Raw genomic sequence first — 16,492 nt, forward strand, 5'->3', positions numbered from 1 at the left:
AGACCACCGTATCAAGATAGACATGCGGATTGAGCCACGTAAGCGCCAAGACCGTAGCGATTGCTGCGCGCCGTCCCTGATCCCTGTCTTTGCCCGCATCCAAAGCGTCCATGGAAGAAAAGGCGCGCCAAAAAGCCCAAGCGCCGTAGGCCAGCAAAAACGCTGCGCCCCCCCAACGCAGAAGGGTCTCAAAGACCGGCATCGCCTCGGTCAATGCGCCAAACCCGGCCACACCGGCAATAATTAAAATAGCATCCGAGATAACGCAGACCGCAACAACCACGCCAACGTGTTCTCCACGGACCCCCTGGCGCAAAACGAATGCATTCTGCGCTCCGATCGCAAGGATCAATGAAATCCCAAGTGCAAAACCTGATAGTACCGCTGTCATTTTGCGAATTCCCGTGGTGCAGCAATGGCCATTGACCACGCATCACATCATCATGCAAATTAAAGAAAACAACTATAGATAAGTTTTTCTAATGTTTGAACATCCCCAACTCGCGGCGCTTTCTGCGATCATGAGAACCGGAAGCTTCGAGGCTGCCGCCGATCATCTGGCGGTGACGCAATCGGCGATTTCGCAACGCATCCGCGCCCTTGAAGACCGAGTCGGCTCCCCGGTTCTGAAACGCGGCACCCCTCTTGAGGCCACTGCAACCGGTGCCCGCCTTGTGGCACATGCGGACGCGCTTGCCCGTCTGGACGCCGAACTTGATACCGATCTTGGACGCGACCACATGCTCACTTTGTGCCTCGCTGTGAATGCGGACAGCCTCGATACTTGGTTTCTGCCAGCCTTGCGCGGACACTCGGATCGACGCTTTCAAATTCGCGCCGAGGATCAGGATCATTCAGCTGACCTCTTGCGAAGTGGCGAGGTCGCTGCCGCCGTGACGACCCGCGCCGAGCCGGTGCAAGGCGCGGACGTGATGCCCTTAGGGGCGCTGCGCTACCTCGCCACCGCCAGCCCTGAATTTGTCGCAACTCACCTGAAAGACGGCATCACGCCCAAGAGCCTCGCAAAAGCCCCGGCCCTCGCTTTCAATGAAAAGGACAGGTTGCAAAAAACATGGGCACGCCGGGCAACCGGTAAAGACATCACCCTCACCGCACACTACCTGCCCTCAACCCGCGGTTTCGTCGAAGCTGCAATCTTGGGCATCGGGTGGGGCCTTAACCCCGAATTACTGGTGCGCGACGCAATCCAACGTGGAGACCTTGTTACGCTCCATCCCGACCTGCCCCACGACACGGCTCTTTACTGGCAAACCAGCCGCATCGGCAAAGGGGCCCTCGCCCCTCTCACAGAAAACGTCAAAAAAGCCGCCAGACGCCACCTCATAGCCGCATCAAAAGCTTCATCCTTTTAGAAATACCTGGGGTGAGGTCCAAAGGGACGCACGGCAAAGCCCCAAACCCGAATGCGTCCTAAAGTTGTTCCATAACCTCGTCGGATATGTCGAAGTTCGCCGTCACACGCTGAATGTCATCGTCGTCTTCCAGAACCTCGATCAGACGGAACAACTTCTGCGCGCCTTCAAGGTCAAGCTCGGTCGTCGTGGTTGGCTTCCAGATCAGCTTAGTCGATTCCGCCTCGCCCAATTCGATCTCAAGCGCCGTCGACACCTCGTTCAAATCGGTATCGGCGCAATAAATCGTATGCCCCTCGTCCGCACTTTCAACGTCCTCGGCACCAGCCTCGATTGCCGCCATCATCACCATATCTTCGTCGCCAATATCGCCCGGATAAACGATCTCGCCCTTGCGCTCAAACATGAACCCGACTGAGCCCGTCTCGCCAAGGTTGCCGCCGTGTTTGCCAAAGGTCGAGCGCACGGTCGAAGCTGTCCGGTTTCGGTTATCGGTCATTGCTTCAACAATCACCGCAACCCCACTTGGGCCATAGCCTTCGTAACGGATTTCTTCATACTCATCCCCATCGCCGGCCTGGCTTTTGGAAATGGCGCGATCAATAACGTCCTTGGGGACCGAGCTTGATTTTGCTTCTTTTACTGCCATCCGAAGCCGTGGGTTCTTCTCCGGGTCCGGGTCGCCCATCTTGGCGGCCACGGTAATTTCCTTCGAAAGCTTGGAAAACAACTTTGAGCGTACCGCGTCCTGGCGACCTTTGCGGTGCTGGATGTTTGCCCATTTTGAATGACCTGCCATGCCACTTCTCCCGAATTATAGCGTTCCGCCCCTTCTAGTCGCGCACCAAACGGACCTCAAGTCCGAGGCCACGCGAAGGTCCAGCTCACCAAAAAGCACTCAAATCATCACAAACTAGTCTAAAATTCGCTAAATCACGCATGTAAACAGTTTGTTAAGTCAAACAGTTACCTTCTTTTAACAAGTAAATGAAATGAAAGTGACCCACCTTCTTGCAGCCGCTTTTCTTGCCATAGCAACCATTGGTGTTACCAAGCCCACGCCCGCGACCGCAAATTCTGCCGACTGTTCGGTATTCCAATCTCAAAAATCCTGCGCGCGTGATGATCGCGCAGATCGCAAGGCCGCCGCAAAGTCGAGCGCGGCAAAAGCCGACCGAAAAGCGTCTGCAGGCTGCCAAGAAAGCCTCCAATGCCGCACAAAAGGCCTCCAAGCGCGCTGAAACTGTGAGTGCAGCGGCCGGCAAGGTCGCTAAGAAAGCGAAGACCGCCGCTAAAAAGGCCAACAAGCTGGAAAAGCGCGCCACCAAGGCGGCCGCTGCGGCAGAAGTCGAAAGCAAATCCGACACCTCTTCTGGCCGCTTCAAAGCGGCCAGATCACCGGGATCAGGAACGACGCCAACAGCCCAATACTCAGGTTCAACGGCACCCCAACCTTCAGGAAATCGCTGAACGTATAGCCACCCGGGCCATAAACCAGCATATTGGTCTGATATCCGATCGGCGTTGCAAACGCCGCCGAAGCCGCCACCATCACCGCGATAACCAAAGGCCTTGGGTCGATGCCCAGCGCGCCTGCCAATCCAATAGCAATCGGTGTCACGACAACAGCCACCGCATTGTTGGTTATAAGCTCCGTCAACACCGACGTCAGCAAATAGACCGCCCAGACAATCGCCCAGGGCGGCAAAGCGCCTAAACCCGGTGCGATGGCATCCACAATCAGCGCGATCGCTCCCGTCGCCTCCAATGCGGCCCCAATGGCCAACATCGCAAAAATAAGCGCCAATAGCCGCCCATCGATCATCTCGAACGCTTCTTCGGCGTCGACGCAACCCGACAACAACACAACAGCCACCGCCAGGATCGCCAACAGGAAGATCGGCGCGATCCCAAACGCCGCCAACACCACAATCCCCAGCAAAGCAACCACAGCCACCGGCGCCAGTTTTCGCCGATACGCCCGCTCTGTGGGATGGCTCACATCTGCCAGCTTCATATCGGCCGCTACCCGTTGAATGTCCGCCGGCGCGCCCTCAAGCAAAAGTGTGTCGCCGACCCGCACCACCAGATCGTCCAACCGACGTCCGATGTTCTGCGAACGCCGATGCACCGCCAGCGTATAAACACCATACCGACGCCGAAGGCGAAGCCCGCCTAGGGATCGCCCAACCATGCGGCATCCAGGAGTGATCAGAACCTCCACAGTCGTCGTCTCAACCGATCCAAGCTTATCAACGGTCCGCAGCTCTTTCGATTGCTGCAACCCCAGCGCTTCCGCCATAGGAGTGCGCAACACAACGCGGTCACCCAGTGCCAAATCAACCCCATCAAGGTTGCGCCGAAGCGATGCATCACCACGCAACACATCAATCAACCGCACACCATCCCGCTTGAACAGATCAATGTCGCGCACACCTTGCCCAATCAGATCGCTGCCTTCCGGAATGGCCACCTCAGTGAAAAACTTCATCTTCGATCGGTCCGACAAAATGGTCGCCATCGAGTCTCGATCCGGCAGCAATCTCGGCGCTATATACCGCAGGTAGATCATCCCCCACGCCACCAAAACGATGGCCAATGGTGTGACCTCAAAGATCGTAAATGCTTCCAAACCCTGGGCGCGCGCCACGCCGTCGACCAGCAAGTTGGTCGAGGTTCCCAAAAGCGTCAGCGTTCCGCCCAAAATTGCGCCATATGACAAAGGGATCAATAATTTCGACGCTGACATCCCCAGCTTTGAAGATAATTGCACAAATACCGGGATCATCACGACCACAACGGGCGTGTTCGACACCACGGCAGACGATAAAACGACGAACCCCATCAAGCCTGCCAAAGCCGCCCCCGGCCGCACGCCTGCCTGCCGTTCCACCTGGCTTGTGAACCAACTCAAGGCCCCTGTGCGCACCAAAGCCCCCATCACGATGAACATGGCGGCAATCGTCCAGGGCGCCGGGTTCGACAGGACCTCAAGCCCTTTTTCATATGGTAAAAGCCCAAGGACCAACATCAAGGCGACGCCGCCGATGGCCACGACTTCAGCCGTCCAGCGCTCCCACAGAAACATCAGGAACATGGTGCCGACGACCGCCAACGCAAGGAAGGCCGCGACATCAGGTGAAAAGTCAAAAATCGGTGTCATAACACGTCAAGTGTTGCCTCTTTCGCCCAACTCCACAAGCGCGGCGCGCGGGCTCGGCTGAACAAGGAACACACCCGTCAGAATGACGCCCATCGCGCCCCAGACCCAAACGGAATAGCTCTCTTCGAGAATAAGCATGGCCCAGCCAACCCCGAAACCGGTGACGAGGTAACTCACCTGCACCGCGAATACCGGTCCGGCTCGGCCCACCATCCAAACATAGGCCGTATAGACCAAGACATGGATTATCGACGAGATCATCAACGCAAAATCAGGCTGCCCCCAGGGGGGGCGCGGATCAATGAACTGGCCCGAAACCACCGCCACCGGCAGCGCGATCAACGCCCCAACGACCGAAGCCCCGTAAAGAACTTCAACCGGGTCCAGACCGGCGGTCCCCCACCGCGCGACCACATTGCCTTCAAGGCCGTAAAACAACGGTGCGATCAGCGCGATCGGAATGAAGACGATCATCGCGCGCTCTGGAAGGCTCGTCTCTGGGCCAACAATTAACAGCACGCCACATAACCCAAGGGCCAGGCCACCAAAGCGCACCCATTGAAAGCGCTCGTTGCCCATAAGAATCGCGAATGGAAATGCGAACAAAGGCACCAGCGACAGCAAGATCGACACCACGCCGGCAGGCAAATGCCGCGCGGCCTCATAAGACGCAGAATTAGGTAGAATCGTTCCGATCATCGCAATCAGGACGTATATTTGTAGCGCCGGCCGCGAAATAGTCAGCCGCCTGCCGCGCATCGTTTGGATCACGCCCATGACAATCGCACCGATTGCCAATTGCCAGAAAACCAGTCCGATATGGCGATAGCTTTCGCTGACCGCGATCTTGGCCAAAGGCTGGGTCGCGCCCCAGCCCGCCCCCATAACGGCCAGACAGAAAATCAGAAAAAGGCGGTCCTTCACTCCGGCCCGGACGCCTGCAAGCGCCCGCCATCGCGGATCATCTGCACGGTCGTTGCCTTACCGGTGCGGTCATCCGTCACCACGAAAAGCCCCGACAAGGTGGCCTCACCGTTTGCAGGTTCAAACCGCCCCTTGCCCATGCCGGTGACAAAGCGGCGCATAGGCTCGGCCTTGTCCATGCCGATGACCGAATTGTAGTCGCCGCACATTCCGGCATCCGCCTGGAACGCAGTTCCGCTCGGCAGGATTTGCGCATCAGCCGTTGGCACATGCGTGTGCGACCCCACAACCATGCTTGCACGGCCGTCGCAAAAGTGCCCCATAGCCATCTTTTCGCTGGTCGCTTCGCAATGAACGTCCAGAACAATTGCCTGCACCATCCCACCCAAAGGATGGGTGCGCAAAATATTGTCGACGGCGGAAAAAGGGTCGTCAAAGGCGCGTTTCATAAAGACTTGCCCCAGCACCTGCGCTACCAACACCTTTCGTCCGCCCGGCGCATCAAACACCCGCGAGCCGACCCCAGGGGCTTGCTTAGCAAAATTCACAGGGCGAATAATTCGCCGCTCCCGTTCGATAAAGGTCAGCATGTCCTTTTGATCGAAGGCATGATCCCCAAGCGTCAGCACATCCACGCCGCTGTCCAGCATCGCCTTTGCATGATCGCCCGAAAGCCCGGCACCTGCTGTAGCGTTTTCGCCGTTCACCACGACGAAATCAGCCCTAAGTCTGTTCCGTAAAGGCAGAAGCCGCTCGCGGATCGCTGTCCGTCCGGACCGCCCCACAATATCACCAAGATAAAGAATACGCATTCCTTGGCCCTACCCCCGGCCTAAAAACAAAGCAAGTACCGTCATCACGACTGTAAAAAGCGTCTTATTCCGGCCTCGGTCACAATCGCATTCAACGGCTGATCCGTCGCATCGATTGGCAGTGTTTCAGCAAGCTGTGCCTCATAGGCAAACCCCACCGCCACAACCGGCCCCAAGGGCCGAAGCTTGCCCAACGTCCGGTCATAGTGCCCTGCGCCATAGCCCAAACGATGCCCCCGCTCGTCAAACGCCAACAAAGGGACCACCAACACCTGCGGGATGACCTCGGTCTCGTCCACAGGCACTTCGACACCAAAGCTATCGGCAATCATCGCTGTCCCCGGCACCCAAGGACGAAAAACCAATGGCGCATAGCCGGTTGTCACGGGCAAACAAACCTCACGATGCGCTGAAAGCGCCTCAAGCAACGGCCTAGGGTCAATCTCTGTGCGGATCGGCCAAAAGAAAGAAACACGCCCCGCGGTTTCGCCCAACACATCGGCCAAATGCTTCAATGCTGGTGCCACATCGACCACCCCATGCACCTGCGCCCGTCGCTCTGCGGCCAGTTTGCGCAGAGACGCCTTGTCGGTCATAGCAACACCATCGAGGCCAACCCAAGAAACGCAAAGAACCCAACAACATCCGTGACCGTAGTCACAAACGTCCCTGCCGCCAACGCCGGGTCAACCCCGAACTTATCCAGCGCCAAAGGCACCAGAACTCCTGACAATCCTGCGACCATCAAATTCACCACCATGGCGACCGAAATTACAAATCCGATTGCCGGAGACCCAAACCAGATCACCCCGACGATCCCCATCACCACCGCAAAAATCAAACCATTCAAAAGTCCCGCCATCGCCTCACGGCGGACAACCCGCAACGCATTCGATTCTGTAAGGTCGCGCGTCGCCAAGGCCCGGACCGCGACCGTCATAGACTGCGTGCCCGCATTGCCGCCCATCGAAGCGACAATAGGCATCAATACCGCCAAGGCGACCACGGCCTGCAACACATCCTCAAATATCGAAATCACGATCGACGCCAAAATCGCGGTGGCAAGGTTGATCCCCAACCAGGGGAAACGCCGTTTTACGATCTCAAACGTCGAATTCGACAGGCTTTCGTCACCGACGCCACCAAGACGCAAAACGTCTTCCTCATGCTCTTCATCCAAAACCGCCATCGCGTCATCAATTAGGATCACGCCAACCAACCGCCCGTCCTCATCGACAACAGGCGCTGTAATCAGGTGATACTGGTTGAACGCATAGGCCACATCGCCTTCGTCCTCGACGGCATCAAAGGTGCGAAAACTCTCCTCGGTGATCGTCTTCAAAGGCACTTCGCGCCGCGACGACATTAGCCGGCCAAGCGTCACATAAGACGTCGGCCGATGCCGCGGATCAACCAATACAATGTGATAGAACTGCTCGGGAAGATCCGACTGTGCGCGCATGTGATCAATCGCGTCCCCAACAGACCAATGCTCGGGGGCAACCACAACTTCGCGCTGCATCAGGCGACCAGCAGAGAACTCCGGGTATGCCAGCGCCAGCTCGACCGCGATCCGGTCGACCACATCCAGCGCCTCAAGCACAGCTTCCTGCTGCGCGTCCCCAAGGTCTTCCATAATGTCGACGACATCGTCAGATTCCAGCTCGCGCACAGCGTCGGCAAGAACCGTTGGCTCCAGCGTTTCAACCACTTCGTCACGGATATCTTCAGCGATTTCAGACAGGATTTCCCCGTCGATATAGTCGCCTGCGAGCTGGAGAATCTTTGTCCGGTCTTCGGTGTCTACCTGCTCCAGAAGGTCGGCGATGTCGGCAGGGTGAAGCGGCTCGAACACCTCCAGCAACCGTTCGCGATCACCGTCTTCAGCCGCACTTTTGGCAGCCGAAACGACCCGATTTCGAAGGGCATAGTCGTCCTCTGTATCGTCTTCCGCTCGGTCAATCGTTTCTGTCTGATCGGTCATAAGAAATACCTTTTCTCGCACCTTAAACTGAACTTATGCGAACTCCGTGATAGACAACAGAGCCGAGACCGAATTTACATTGGACAACAAACCCCGAGAGCCAGATGACCCAGAAAACGCTCCTGATCGGCCAGACCCTTGCCTTCACAGGAGATCCTTTTCACGACGGCATCGAAACGGCCCGCCACGACGCCCGCGGCGGCATTCTGATTGAGAACGGTATGATCACAGCCACCGGCACGGCCGACGACCTGCGGCGCGCCCATCCGGAAGCTCAAATCACCGACTACGGCAATTCACTGATCCTTCCAGGCTTCATCGACGCGCACGCCCATTACCCGCAAACCGCGATGATCGCGAGTTGGGGCAAGCGACTGATCGACTGGCTCAACAGATATACCTTCCCCGAAGAGATGAAGTTCGGCGACCCCGTCTATGCAAACGCCATCGCCAAAACCTACTTCGATCTGACGCTCGCCAACGGCACAACCACCACCACAAGCTTCACGACCATCCACCCTGCAAGTGTTGACGCCTACTTTGCCGAGGCCAAATCCCGCGGATTGCGCGCCATCGCTGGCAAGACTTGCATGGATCGCAATGCGCCCGCAGATCTCACTGACACCGCTCAATCGGCCTATGATGACAGCAAGGCCCTGGTGGGAAAATGGCACGGCCAGGACCGCCTGATCTACGCGATCACGCCGCGCTTTTCGCCAACCTCAACGCGCGAACAACTCGCCGCCCTCGGGGCCCTTTGGGCCGAGCATCCAGACTGCCTGATGCAAACGCATTTGTCCGAACAAACCGAAGAAATCGCATGGGTTCGTGACCTCTTCCCTGAAGCCCGGGACTATCTTGATACCTACGAGGCCGCAGGCCTTATCGGCCCCGGCGCTCTTTTTGGTCATGCCATTCATCTGACTGACCGCGAGCGCGCAAGGCTCAAAGAAAGTGGCGCAAGCCTTGTCCACTGCCCGACATCGAACACATTCATCGGCTCGGGACTATTCGACATGGACGGGTTGATGGCCGAGGGGCAAACCATCGGGTTGGCCACTGATACCGGTGGCGGCTCGTCGTTCTCTATGCTGCGAACAATGGCTGCAGCCTATGAGGTTGCTCAGCTTCGAGGCCGCGCGCTTCACCCCGCAGAACTGCTGTGGCTTGCAACAACCGGCTCCGCCCGAGCGCTACGCCTTGATACAAAAATCGGCCACCTTAGTCCCGGTTATGAAGCGGACCTCGTGGTCCTCGATCTTGCTTCAACGCCGGCTATCGCCCAACGGGCGGCACGGGCTGATACGCTTTGGGAAGCCGTCTTCCCAACCATCATGATGGGGGACGATCGAGCGATCCGTGACGTTCGCATCATGGGCCAGTCGATGACGAAATGACTTCTTTGCCTCCGGCGGAGGTATGTTTGAAAGGATGAAATACAGGGCGATCTAGCCCACCTCGGACCGGTGAGCCAAAGAGCGGGGCTTCATCCTTTGCGGTCATCGGCTCCTCAGATTGTACCGCAACAATTTGATACGCATTGAGAGTTAATGATCCGTTATACGATAAGGCACGGTCTCACGCATTTTCACCCCTTTAAAAAATACCTAAAACTCCGCGCTTGAGGCGCACAAAACCTTGCCATTCCGCGCGCAGGCGTCATTCTCAGCCCAATGCTCACATTTGCCCTTGCCGTCTTCTTTTTGATCATCACTCCCGGTCCGGGCGTCTTGTCTTTGGCAGGTGTCGGAGCGGCCTTCGGGTTTCGGCACGGAAGTCGCTACCTCCTTGGTCTCTTTTTTGGCACGAACCTTGTTTGCCTTGGCGTGATCACTGGCTTGGCTGCGGTCATGTTGGCAGAGCCAGGCGTGCGAACTGTATTTTACGTCATTTCGGTCGGCTATCTGGTTTACCTCGCCTTCCGCATCGCCTTCGCGGGCTCAAAGCTCGCCTTCATAGAGCGCACAACGCCACCCGGGATCAAGGGTGGGATGCTGCTTCAGGCCGTGAATCCAAAGGCCTATGCGGTGAACACCGCCTTGTTTTCGGCCTTTGCCTTCATGCCCGAAACACCGGGATTAGAGGTAGCCCTTAAGCTATTGATATTGAATACGATATGGACGGCAATTCATTTCCTATGGCTTTGGGTCGGCATCACCTTGAGACGCCTTGATCTGCCAGAAAAAATGCAACGCGCAATCAATATTGGCATGGCAGCGTCTATGCTTATCGTCGTCGCGCTCGCGGCCTTCGCGCCCCACTAGCCCATCAGGCGGGTCACCAATGTCTGCCCCTCAGCAACCGTCGCATCCAAGTCAATCGTCGCCACTCGTCCGGCATCGACAACACGCCGACCCTCGACAAACAAATCCCGCACCCGCATTGGCCCCGCCAGCAATATCGCCGCGGCATCCCAGCTTCCGGCGCTTTCAATGCCGCTGACGTCCCACACCGCAATATCCGCCCTCATCCCCGGTGCAAGCCGCCCGATATCGTCGCGCCCCAAAACCGCCGCGCCGCCGACGGTCGCAATCTCCAAGGCCTCGCGTGCCGCCATTTTATCCGCACCGCCCTGCACCCTTTGCATCAACATGGCCTGACGCGCCTCGCCGATCAGATTTCCCATATCGTTCGATGCAGACCCGTCGACGCCCAGCCCGACCCGCACGCCTGCATCTCGCATCGCGCGTACCGGAGCAATGCCCGACCCCAAACGACAATTCGAGCAAGGACAATGCGCAACGCCAGTTCGGCTTCTTGCAAAAAGATCAATCTCTTGCGCATCTAACTTTACGCAATGCGCATGCCAGACATCATCACCCGTCCAACCCAAATCTTCGGCATATTGTCCCGGACGGCACCCGAATTTTTCCAGCGAATAAGCGATGTCTTCCTCGTTCTCCGCCAAATGCGTATGAAGTCGCACACCCTTGTCGCGCGCCAAAACAGCAGCGTCGCGCATCAGTTCGCGACTGACCGAAAACGGCGAGCAGGGTGCCACGCCCACCCTTACCATCGACCCCGGCGCGGGATCGTGGAAGGCATCAATCACCCGAAGGCAGTCTTTAAGGATCGCCGTCTCACTCTCGACCAGATCGTCCGGTGGCAATCCGCCCGCACTTTCCCCAATTGACATTGATCCGCGCGTCGGATGGAACCGCATCCCGACCTCGCCCGCAGCCCAGATCGTGTCATCGAGACGCGCGCCATTCGGATAGAGGTACAGATGATCCGAACTGGTCGTACAGCCTGAAAGCGCAAGCTCAGAAAGACCCAACAGTGTTGAAACGCGCATTTCTTCCGGACCAAACCGCGCCCAAATGGGGTATAGAGTCTGGAGCCAGCCAAACAAAAGCGCGTCCTGCCCGGCGGGCACAGCCTTCGTCAGCGTCTGATAGAGATGGTGATGGGTATTCACGAGGCCGGGCGTCACAACGCATCCACGCGCCTCAACCACGCGTGCGTCAGGCGCATCAAGCGCAGGCCCGACGGCGCGGATCACGCCTGCATCGAAAAGGATGTCGCAATTCTTCAGATCATCGCCCGCCATGGTAACGATCGTGTCTGCATTTCTCAAAAGTACTTGGGTCACAGTCGCTCCTGGTCCTGTCGCTCTCTTCGGACCAGGTGGGTCGATAGGGACGACAGAAGAGAGCGGAAAAGGACTCATCCCTTACGCCAATTTAGCAATCAGCGACGCGCAGGTCCATAACCCTCACTCGGCCAGAAGCCTCAGTGCCGCGCGGTGCAACTCGGGCGTTGCCGCCGCAACCACCTGCCCGCCCTCGTGAACTGGCCCGCCAGTCCAGTCCGTCACAATCCCGCCTGCCGCCTCGATCACCGCAATCGGCGCCTGGATATCATAGGCCTGAAGGCCAGCCTCGATAACCAGATCGACCTGACCGGCGGCCAACAAAGCATAGGCATAGCAATCACAGCCGTAGCGCGTCAGCCGTACCTGTTCGGCAACCCGGCGAAACGCAGCCCCTTCAGCAGGTGTTCCGACTTCCGGAAAAGTCGAGAAAAGCGTGGCTTCGGCCAGGACCGTTGTCGCCCGGACACCCAGTGTCCTTTTGCCCAAGGGCCCGATCATCTCTGACCGCCCCGGACCACCGTAAAACCGCTCGCCGATGTAGGGTTGATCAATCACCCCAAGGAAAGGCCCCTTGGCATCCGACACGGCGATCAAAACACCCCATGTCGGTGATCCCGAGATATAGCCGCGCGTGCCGTCAATCGGATCCAAAACCCAACTCAGCCCTGACGTTCCATCAGTCTGCCCATACTCTTCGCCCAAAACACCGTCATCGGGCCGGCGCTCGGCAAGAATTGCTCGCATTGCGGTTTCCGCATCCCGGTCGGCCACTGTCACAGGATCAAAATCCGCGCGTTTGCTTTCGGTCTGCAAACCCGCCTGCCGAAAATGGCGCAGCGTTTCAACGCGCGCCGCATCTGCCATCGCATCCACGACGGACCAAAGTTCATTCACATTGAAATCAGGCAAAAGAAAACTCCCACGCCTTCGGGCGCTGAGGTTTTCGTAGTCAGACCCGCAGTCCGGGTCAAGCGACGTGGCGCTATGCGACGTCGCTAAGCACGCGCGCAAGCTCAAACAAGCGACGGCGCTGGTTCTCTGGGATGGCGTAGTATGACCGCACAAGTTCGAGCGCTTCTTTGTCAGCAAGAATGTCGCCGGGCACTGTGCGATCTTCCGCACCGTTGTCTGCTTCAGTGCTCAGCCCGTCGAAGAAGAAGCTGACCGGAACGCTCAACGTTTCCGCAATGTCCCAAAGCCGGGACGCAGACACACGGTTCATACCGGTCTCATATTTCTGGATCTGCTGGAACTTAATGCCAACATGCTCTGCCAACTGTTGCTGGGTCATGCCAACCATCCAACGACGGTGGCGGATTCTTTTCCCAACGTGCACATCAACGGGGTGCTTCATGTGTGACTCCCTTTGCAACCATGGATATACATGCGCTGCATTGATACAACTTTGATAGGTGTCTTTTTAGGCAGGTTCGAAGGCCAGGGTGTAAATGCTCTGCACGATCCTACTATCAAATTTGATCAAAAGCCGTGAAATTATTATTAAACAGCGTCTTATACCTGCTTCTTAAAGCAACTTGCCGATCAAAAGCGTACCAAATACAGTTGGCGGGATGTAGCGCAGGACTATTTTGATGCGAGATTCCCCTCTCAATACGGCGGTTGAAAGATGCGCATTCTAAGCGTCAGCGCTCCAAACGCCGAACCCGCAATTATCTCGGCACCGATTCCCTCGCCCAGTGAGACACAGATACAGGTGCGGGTCGCGGCCACCGCGCTCAACTTCGCGGACCTGTTGCTGATTGAGGGCCGCTATCAGGACACGCCGCCCTTCCCAGTGGTGCCAGGCCTCGAAATTTCCGGGACGATCACCGCAATCGGCACCAAAGTCACCGGCCAAAAAGTAGGCGACCGGATCGCCGCAATCGTCGGACACGGTGGGCTTGCCGACTATGCGGTTTTTGAAGCCGGCCGCGCGCTTGGGCTTCGCGATACGATTGACGACGCCACGGCCGCTGCTTTTCAGATAACTTACGCTACCGCGCATCTTTCGCTTATCCGCCGCGCAAGACTGGCAAAAGGCGAAAGCCTTGTTGTTCTGGGGGCAGCCGGGGGCGCAGGCCTCGCGGCTGTCGAGGTCGCCAAAGCCATCGGGGCAACGGTCATTGCGGTCGCGCGTGGCTCAGAGCGCCTTGCCATTGCGCGCGACGCTGGCGCTGACATCATGATCGACAGCGCCGATGGGGACTTCTCCGACGCCTTAAGGTCCCATGCCCCCTTCGATGTCGTCTACGATGCGGTTGGCGGCGCCACCGGCACGGCCGCAGCCCGGCGTCTTAAGCCCGAAGGTCGCCACCTTCTCATCGGCTTTGCCAGCGGGGATCACCCCACCGTGAAACCCAACCACCTGCTGGTCAAAAACATCGACGTGATCGGCTTCAACATCTCTGCCTACTCCAAGATCAATCCAACTGCGCTCACTGAGAGCCTGAAGACGCTTCTTCACTGGCACGCAAAAGGCGCGATCCGCCCCCACATCGGCCACACCTACCCGCTTGCGCAGGCCAACGCCGCCCTTGAGCTTCTAAAAAGCCGCAAGGCCACCGGAAAAATCGTCATTACGCCGTAAGCGCAAGTTTCGGTGCACCATGTGACCGCCGTACAAGCTGCGTGAGATGATATTTCACCGTGCCCTGAGCCACGTCTGAGGATACATATTGATTAATTTCTCGCCCATTTCTGGCAACGCCCCCCCCCCGTGACTGATTTCCTCAAGCTGAGGCGCGTTCGTGCCTTCGATCTGCGCAAAAACCGCCAAATCTGCCGCCACCACGGCCTCAACCGTATGCGTCGCTTCCGAATCGAGAGCCATTTCCCATGGTAAACCCGCCCGATCCAGCGCCTTCATCATCGACTTGCGAAACTGGCAATGCGGCTCGGATGCCAAAGTCTCGCCATTGGGATCGACGTGATCTTCGGTGGCATGGAAAATGTAGCACTGCCCTTCCGCAAAAAGGTCCTTCAAACGAAGCGTCCAAGACGACGACACCTGAATTCTTATCCGCGGACAATCGGCGTTAAAAACCTGCAGGATCCATGGGATGCGGGGATAAATATTGTCATGTGGGCCCCCCAGAACCAGCCCCCTCGTAAGCTTGATTCATCATTTGACTGAAAATTTCGTCGTTCATAGCAATCATCCGACGCCCATACCCCAAAAGCTGCTCGCCCTCAGCCGTCACGCCGATCGTGCGCGACGGCCGGTCAAGCAATGCAATCCCAAAGCCTCTTCCGGCCGCTTCAACTGCATCGATACCGCCGATTGCATCAGGTTCAGCAAACCCGCCGCCTTGGTTACCCCGCCCATATCCGCAACAGCGACACACGAGCGCAAAGCCGTCAGATCGAGGATTCCAAGCATATCAATTTCCTTGATGATCGACGTCAAAAACATTCATTTTACGAATTCAATGCGGCGCGGCAAACACATCAGGCTTGGTGATGCGAGCGAGGCAACCAATCACATTTAAGAAAAAATGACACCATGTTCACGCCAGCCACCACCGCCCGCTTTGTCACAACCCCCTCCCATCGGTAGGGCTTTGTGTATTGGCTCCATGCAATGATTGCAGCTCAGAGATCCCGTGTGGCACTCGCCAATCATGATGCCGCAGGGCGCCTTGACGTGTCCCTCAGCCGAACCGACGTGGCCGCAGAACTCACCCGCCTGCGTTGGGGCGTCCCAAATCAGCGGCCGCGTTGATCCGCGTACCTGACCAAAAGACTCGTTTCTCAGAGTTTCGGCCTTGAAAAATGTCCCGTGCCAGCCGATATTCTCTTAGGAAGTGTCCGGGCATTCCGGTCATGTGAATAGAAACGTCGAGGAGAGACCGATAATGGCACAATATCAGACCGTCCGAACCGCGCCAGGTGTCCGCACGGCCGAGATAGACGCGGGCCTTCGCGCCCATATGAATAAGGTCTACGGCTCGATGTCCGTTGGCATGATCATAACTGCTCTGGCAGCATGGGCCATCGCTGGCTTGTCCGTAACGGCCGACCCAACTGGTGCGACGGTCGCAATCCGCGAAGGCCAATACCTGACGCCTATTGGCGAGACACTTTATATGTCGCCGCTGAAATGGGTGGTGATGTTTGCCCCTCTGGCATTCGTTTTCTTCGGCTTTGGTGCTGTAATGAAGCGCGGATCGGCAGCTGCCGTGCAAACCGCCTTCTTCGCCTTTGCCGCACTCATGGGCCTGTCGATCAGCTCGATTTTCCTCGTCTACACAGGGTTCTCCATTGTGCAGACGTTCCTTGTGACGGCGATCGCGTTTGCCGGCCTTAGCCTCTGGGGCTACACCACGAAAAAAGACATCTCCGCATGGGGCACATTCCTCATTATGGGCGTGATCGGCCTTATCGTGGTGATGGTCGTCAACCTCTTCATCGGCTCGCCTGCAATTATGTTTGCGATTTCGGCCATTGGTGTTTTGATCTTCGCGGGCCTCACCGCCTACGACACACAGAAAATCAAGACCTCCTACCTCGAACATGCCCACGCAGGCGATCAGGAATGGCTCGACAAGTCAGCCTATGCCGGTGCTTTGAACTTGTATCTCGACTTCATCAACATGTTCATGTTCCTGCTGCAACTCTTCGGCAATCGCGAGTAACATTTAC

The 16,492-nt window shown here is 57.3% G+C and carries 18 protein-coding genes; 6 read left to right on the forward strand and 12 right to left on the reverse strand.

The annotated features are described in order from the left end of the window. On the reverse strand, positions 1-391 hold a 391-nt coding region (locus tag AC221Y_RS05110), incomplete at its 3' end, for a LysE/ArgO family amino acid transporter (RefSeq protein WP_486706894.1). Positions 392-482: 91 nt separating this feature from the next. Between AC221Y_RS05110 and AC221Y_RS05115 the strand changes: the two genes are divergently transcribed. Further along, positions 483-1,373, forward strand: a complete 891-nt coding sequence (locus AC221Y_RS05115; RefSeq protein WP_299757164.1) for a LysR family transcriptional regulator ArgP — start codon at positions 483-485, stop codon at positions 1,371-1,373. Between the two features lie 58 nt (positions 1,374-1,431). Here the strand turns inward: AC221Y_RS05115 and AC221Y_RS05120 are convergent, their stop codons facing one another. Continuing rightward, on the reverse strand, positions 1,432-2,172 hold the full coding sequence (locus AC221Y_RS05120; protein WP_299757162.1) for a YebC/PmpR family DNA-binding transcriptional regulator: 741 nt from the start codon (positions 2,170-2,172) through the stop codon (positions 1,432-1,434). Between the two features lie 323 nt (positions 2,173-2,495). Here AC221Y_RS05120 and AC221Y_RS05125 point away from each other — a divergent pair, with 323 nt between their 5' ends. Next, a complete protein-coding gene (locus AC221Y_RS05125) occupies positions 2,496-2,843 on the forward strand; it encodes a hypothetical protein (protein ID WP_486706895.1) in 348 nt (115 codons plus the stop codon). On the opposite strand, the gene AC221Y_RS05130 is transcribed toward AC221Y_RS05125, so the two are convergent. The 5 genes from AC221Y_RS05130 to mgtE are packed head-to-tail and all read right to left on the reverse strand — an operon-like array spanning position 2,755 to position 8,256. Further along, on the reverse strand, positions 2,755-4,536 hold the full coding sequence (locus AC221Y_RS05130; protein WP_299757160.1) for an SLC13 family permease: 1,782 nt from the start codon (positions 4,534-4,536) through the stop codon (positions 2,755-2,757). The genes AC221Y_RS05125 and AC221Y_RS05130 overlap by 89 nt on opposite strands. A 6-nt stretch (positions 4,537-4,542) precedes the next feature. After that, positions 4,543-5,460 (reverse strand): DMT family transporter, encoded by a 918-nt coding sequence (locus tag AC221Y_RS05135; protein ID WP_486706896.1) that lies wholly within the window; start codon positions 5,458-5,460, stop codon positions 4,543-4,545. After that, positions 5,457-6,272, reverse strand: a complete 816-nt coding sequence (locus AC221Y_RS05140) for a TIGR00282 family metallophosphoesterase (protein ID WP_299756890.1) — start codon at positions 6,270-6,272, stop codon at positions 5,457-5,459. Before AC221Y_RS05140 ends, AC221Y_RS05135 begins: the two co-directional genes overlap by 4 nt. A gap of 44 nt (positions 6,273-6,316) precedes the next feature. Continuing rightward, positions 6,317-6,868: a 5-formyltetrahydrofolate cyclo-ligase gene (locus AC221Y_RS05145; protein ID WP_299756887.1), complete on the reverse strand. Its 552-nt coding sequence runs from the start codon at positions 6,866-6,868 to the stop codon at positions 6,317-6,319. Then, positions 6,865-8,256 carry a magnesium transporter gene (gene mgtE / locus AC221Y_RS05150; protein WP_486706897.1) on the reverse strand — a complete coding sequence of 464 codons (1,392 nt, stop codon included), beginning with the start codon at positions 8,254-8,256 and terminating at the stop codon, positions 6,865-6,867. The genes AC221Y_RS05145 and mgtE overlap by 4 nt, the downstream gene beginning before the upstream one ends. Before the next feature lie 104 nt (positions 8,257-8,360). Between mgtE and guaD the strand changes: the two genes are divergently transcribed. Both guaD and AC221Y_RS05160 read left to right on the forward strand, forming a co-directional pair. Beyond that, on the forward strand, positions 8,361-9,653 hold the full coding sequence (gene guaD, locus AC221Y_RS05155; protein ID WP_299756882.1) for a guanine deaminase: 1,293 nt from the start codon (positions 8,361-8,363) through the stop codon (positions 9,651-9,653). Positions 9,654-9,929: 276 nt separating this feature from the next. Beyond that, on the forward strand, positions 9,930-10,520 hold the full coding sequence (locus tag AC221Y_RS05160; RefSeq protein ID WP_299756880.1) for a LysE family translocator: 591 nt from the start codon (positions 9,930-9,932) through the stop codon (positions 10,518-10,520). On the opposite strand, the gene AC221Y_RS05165 is transcribed toward AC221Y_RS05160, so the two are convergent. The 3 genes from AC221Y_RS05165 to AC221Y_RS05175 all read right to left on the reverse strand — a co-directional run bounded on the left by AC221Y_RS05165 (position 10,517) and on the right by AC221Y_RS05175 (position 13,205). After that, positions 10,517-11,848, reverse strand: a complete 1,332-nt coding sequence (locus AC221Y_RS05165; RefSeq protein WP_299756877.1) for an 8-oxoguanine deaminase — start codon at positions 11,846-11,848, stop codon at positions 10,517-10,519. The genes AC221Y_RS05160 and AC221Y_RS05165 overlap by 4 nt on opposite strands. Positions 11,849-11,971: 123 nt before the next feature. Then, positions 11,972-12,715, reverse strand: coding sequence for a histidinol-phosphatase (gene hisN, locus AC221Y_RS05170; RefSeq protein ID WP_299756895.1), 744 nt, complete (start codon positions 12,713-12,715; stop codon positions 11,972-11,974). A gap of 118 nt (positions 12,716-12,833) precedes the next feature. Further along, positions 12,834-13,205 carry a helix-turn-helix domain-containing protein gene (locus AC221Y_RS05175; RefSeq protein ID WP_299756875.1) on the reverse strand — a complete coding sequence of 124 codons (372 nt, stop codon included), beginning with the start codon at positions 13,203-13,205 and terminating at the stop codon, positions 12,834-12,836. 273 nt (positions 13,206-13,478) lie between these two features. Here AC221Y_RS05175 and AC221Y_RS05180 point away from each other — a divergent pair, with 273 nt between their 5' ends. After that, positions 13,479-14,438 (forward strand): NADPH:quinone oxidoreductase family protein, encoded by a 960-nt coding sequence (locus AC221Y_RS05180; RefSeq protein ID WP_299756872.1) that lies wholly within the window; start codon positions 13,479-13,481, stop codon positions 14,436-14,438. Between the two features lie 54 nt (positions 14,439-14,492). Here the strand turns inward: AC221Y_RS05180 and AC221Y_RS05185 are convergent, their stop codons facing one another. Next, positions 14,493-14,834: a type 2 periplasmic-binding domain-containing protein gene (locus tag AC221Y_RS05185; protein WP_486706898.1), complete on the reverse strand. Its 342-nt coding sequence runs from the start codon at positions 14,832-14,834 to the stop codon at positions 14,493-14,495. Between the two features lie 213 nt (positions 14,835-15,047). Further along, positions 15,048-15,230, reverse strand: a complete 183-nt coding sequence (locus AC221Y_RS05190; RefSeq protein ID WP_299756866.1) for a helix-turn-helix domain-containing protein — start codon at positions 15,228-15,230, stop codon at positions 15,048-15,050. A 475-nt stretch (positions 15,231-15,705) separates the two neighbouring features. Here AC221Y_RS05190 and AC221Y_RS05195 point away from each other — a divergent pair, with 475 nt between their 5' ends. Further along, positions 15,706-16,485: a Bax inhibitor-1/YccA family protein gene (locus AC221Y_RS05195; RefSeq protein WP_299756863.1), complete on the forward strand. Its 780-nt coding sequence runs from the start codon at positions 15,706-15,708 to the stop codon at positions 16,483-16,485. Positions 16,486-16,492 lie beyond the last annotated feature (7 nt).

The organism is Boseongicola sp. (assembly GCF_057460485.1).

Coding starts and splice junctions, on each gene's coding strand:
- AC221Y_RS05115 (WP_299757164.1), top strand. CDS start 483: ATGTTTGAACATCCCCAACTCGCGGCGCTTTCTGCGATCATGAGAACC.
- AC221Y_RS05120 (WP_299757162.1), bottom strand. CDS start 2,172: ATGGCAGGTCATTCAAAATGGGCAAACATCCAGCACCGCAAAGGTCGC.
- AC221Y_RS05125 (WP_486706895.1), top strand. CDS start 2,496: ATGATCGCGCAGATCGCAAGGCCGCCGCAAAGTCGAGCGCGGCAAAAG.
- AC221Y_RS05130 (WP_299757160.1), bottom strand. CDS start 4,536: ATGACACCGATTTTTGACTTTTCACCTGATGTCGCGGCCTTCCTTGCG.
- AC221Y_RS05140 (WP_299756890.1), bottom strand. CDS start 6,272: ATGCGTATTCTTTATCTTGGTGATATTGTGGGGCGGTCCGGACGGACA.
- AC221Y_RS05145 (WP_299756887.1), bottom strand. CDS start 6,868: ATGACCGACAAGGCGTCTCTGCGCAAACTGGCCGCAGAGCGACGGGCG.
- mgtE (WP_486706897.1), bottom strand. CDS start 8,256: ATGACCGATCAGACAGAAACGATTGACCGAGCGGAAGACGATACAGAG.
- guaD (WP_299756882.1), top strand. CDS start 8,361: ATGACCCAGAAAACGCTCCTGATCGGCCAGACCCTTGCCTTCACAGGA.
- AC221Y_RS05160 (WP_299756880.1), top strand. CDS start 9,930: ATGCTCACATTTGCCCTTGCCGTCTTCTTTTTGATCATCACTCCCGGT.
- hisN (WP_299756895.1), bottom strand. CDS start 12,715: ATGGCAGATGCGGCGCGCGTTGAAACGCTGCGCCATTTTCGGCAGGCG.
- AC221Y_RS05175 (WP_299756875.1), bottom strand. CDS start 13,205: ATGAAGCACCCCGTTGATGTGCACGTTGGGAAAAGAATCCGCCACCGT.
- AC221Y_RS05180 (WP_299756872.1), top strand. CDS start 13,479: ATGCGCATTCTAAGCGTCAGCGCTCCAAACGCCGAACCCGCAATTATC.
- AC221Y_RS05190 (WP_299756866.1), bottom strand. CDS start 15,230: ATGCTTGGAATCCTCGATCTGACGGCTTTGCGCTCGTGTGTCGCTGTT.
- AC221Y_RS05195 (WP_299756863.1), top strand. CDS start 15,706: ATGGCACAATATCAGACCGTCCGAACCGCGCCAGGTGTCCGCACGGCC.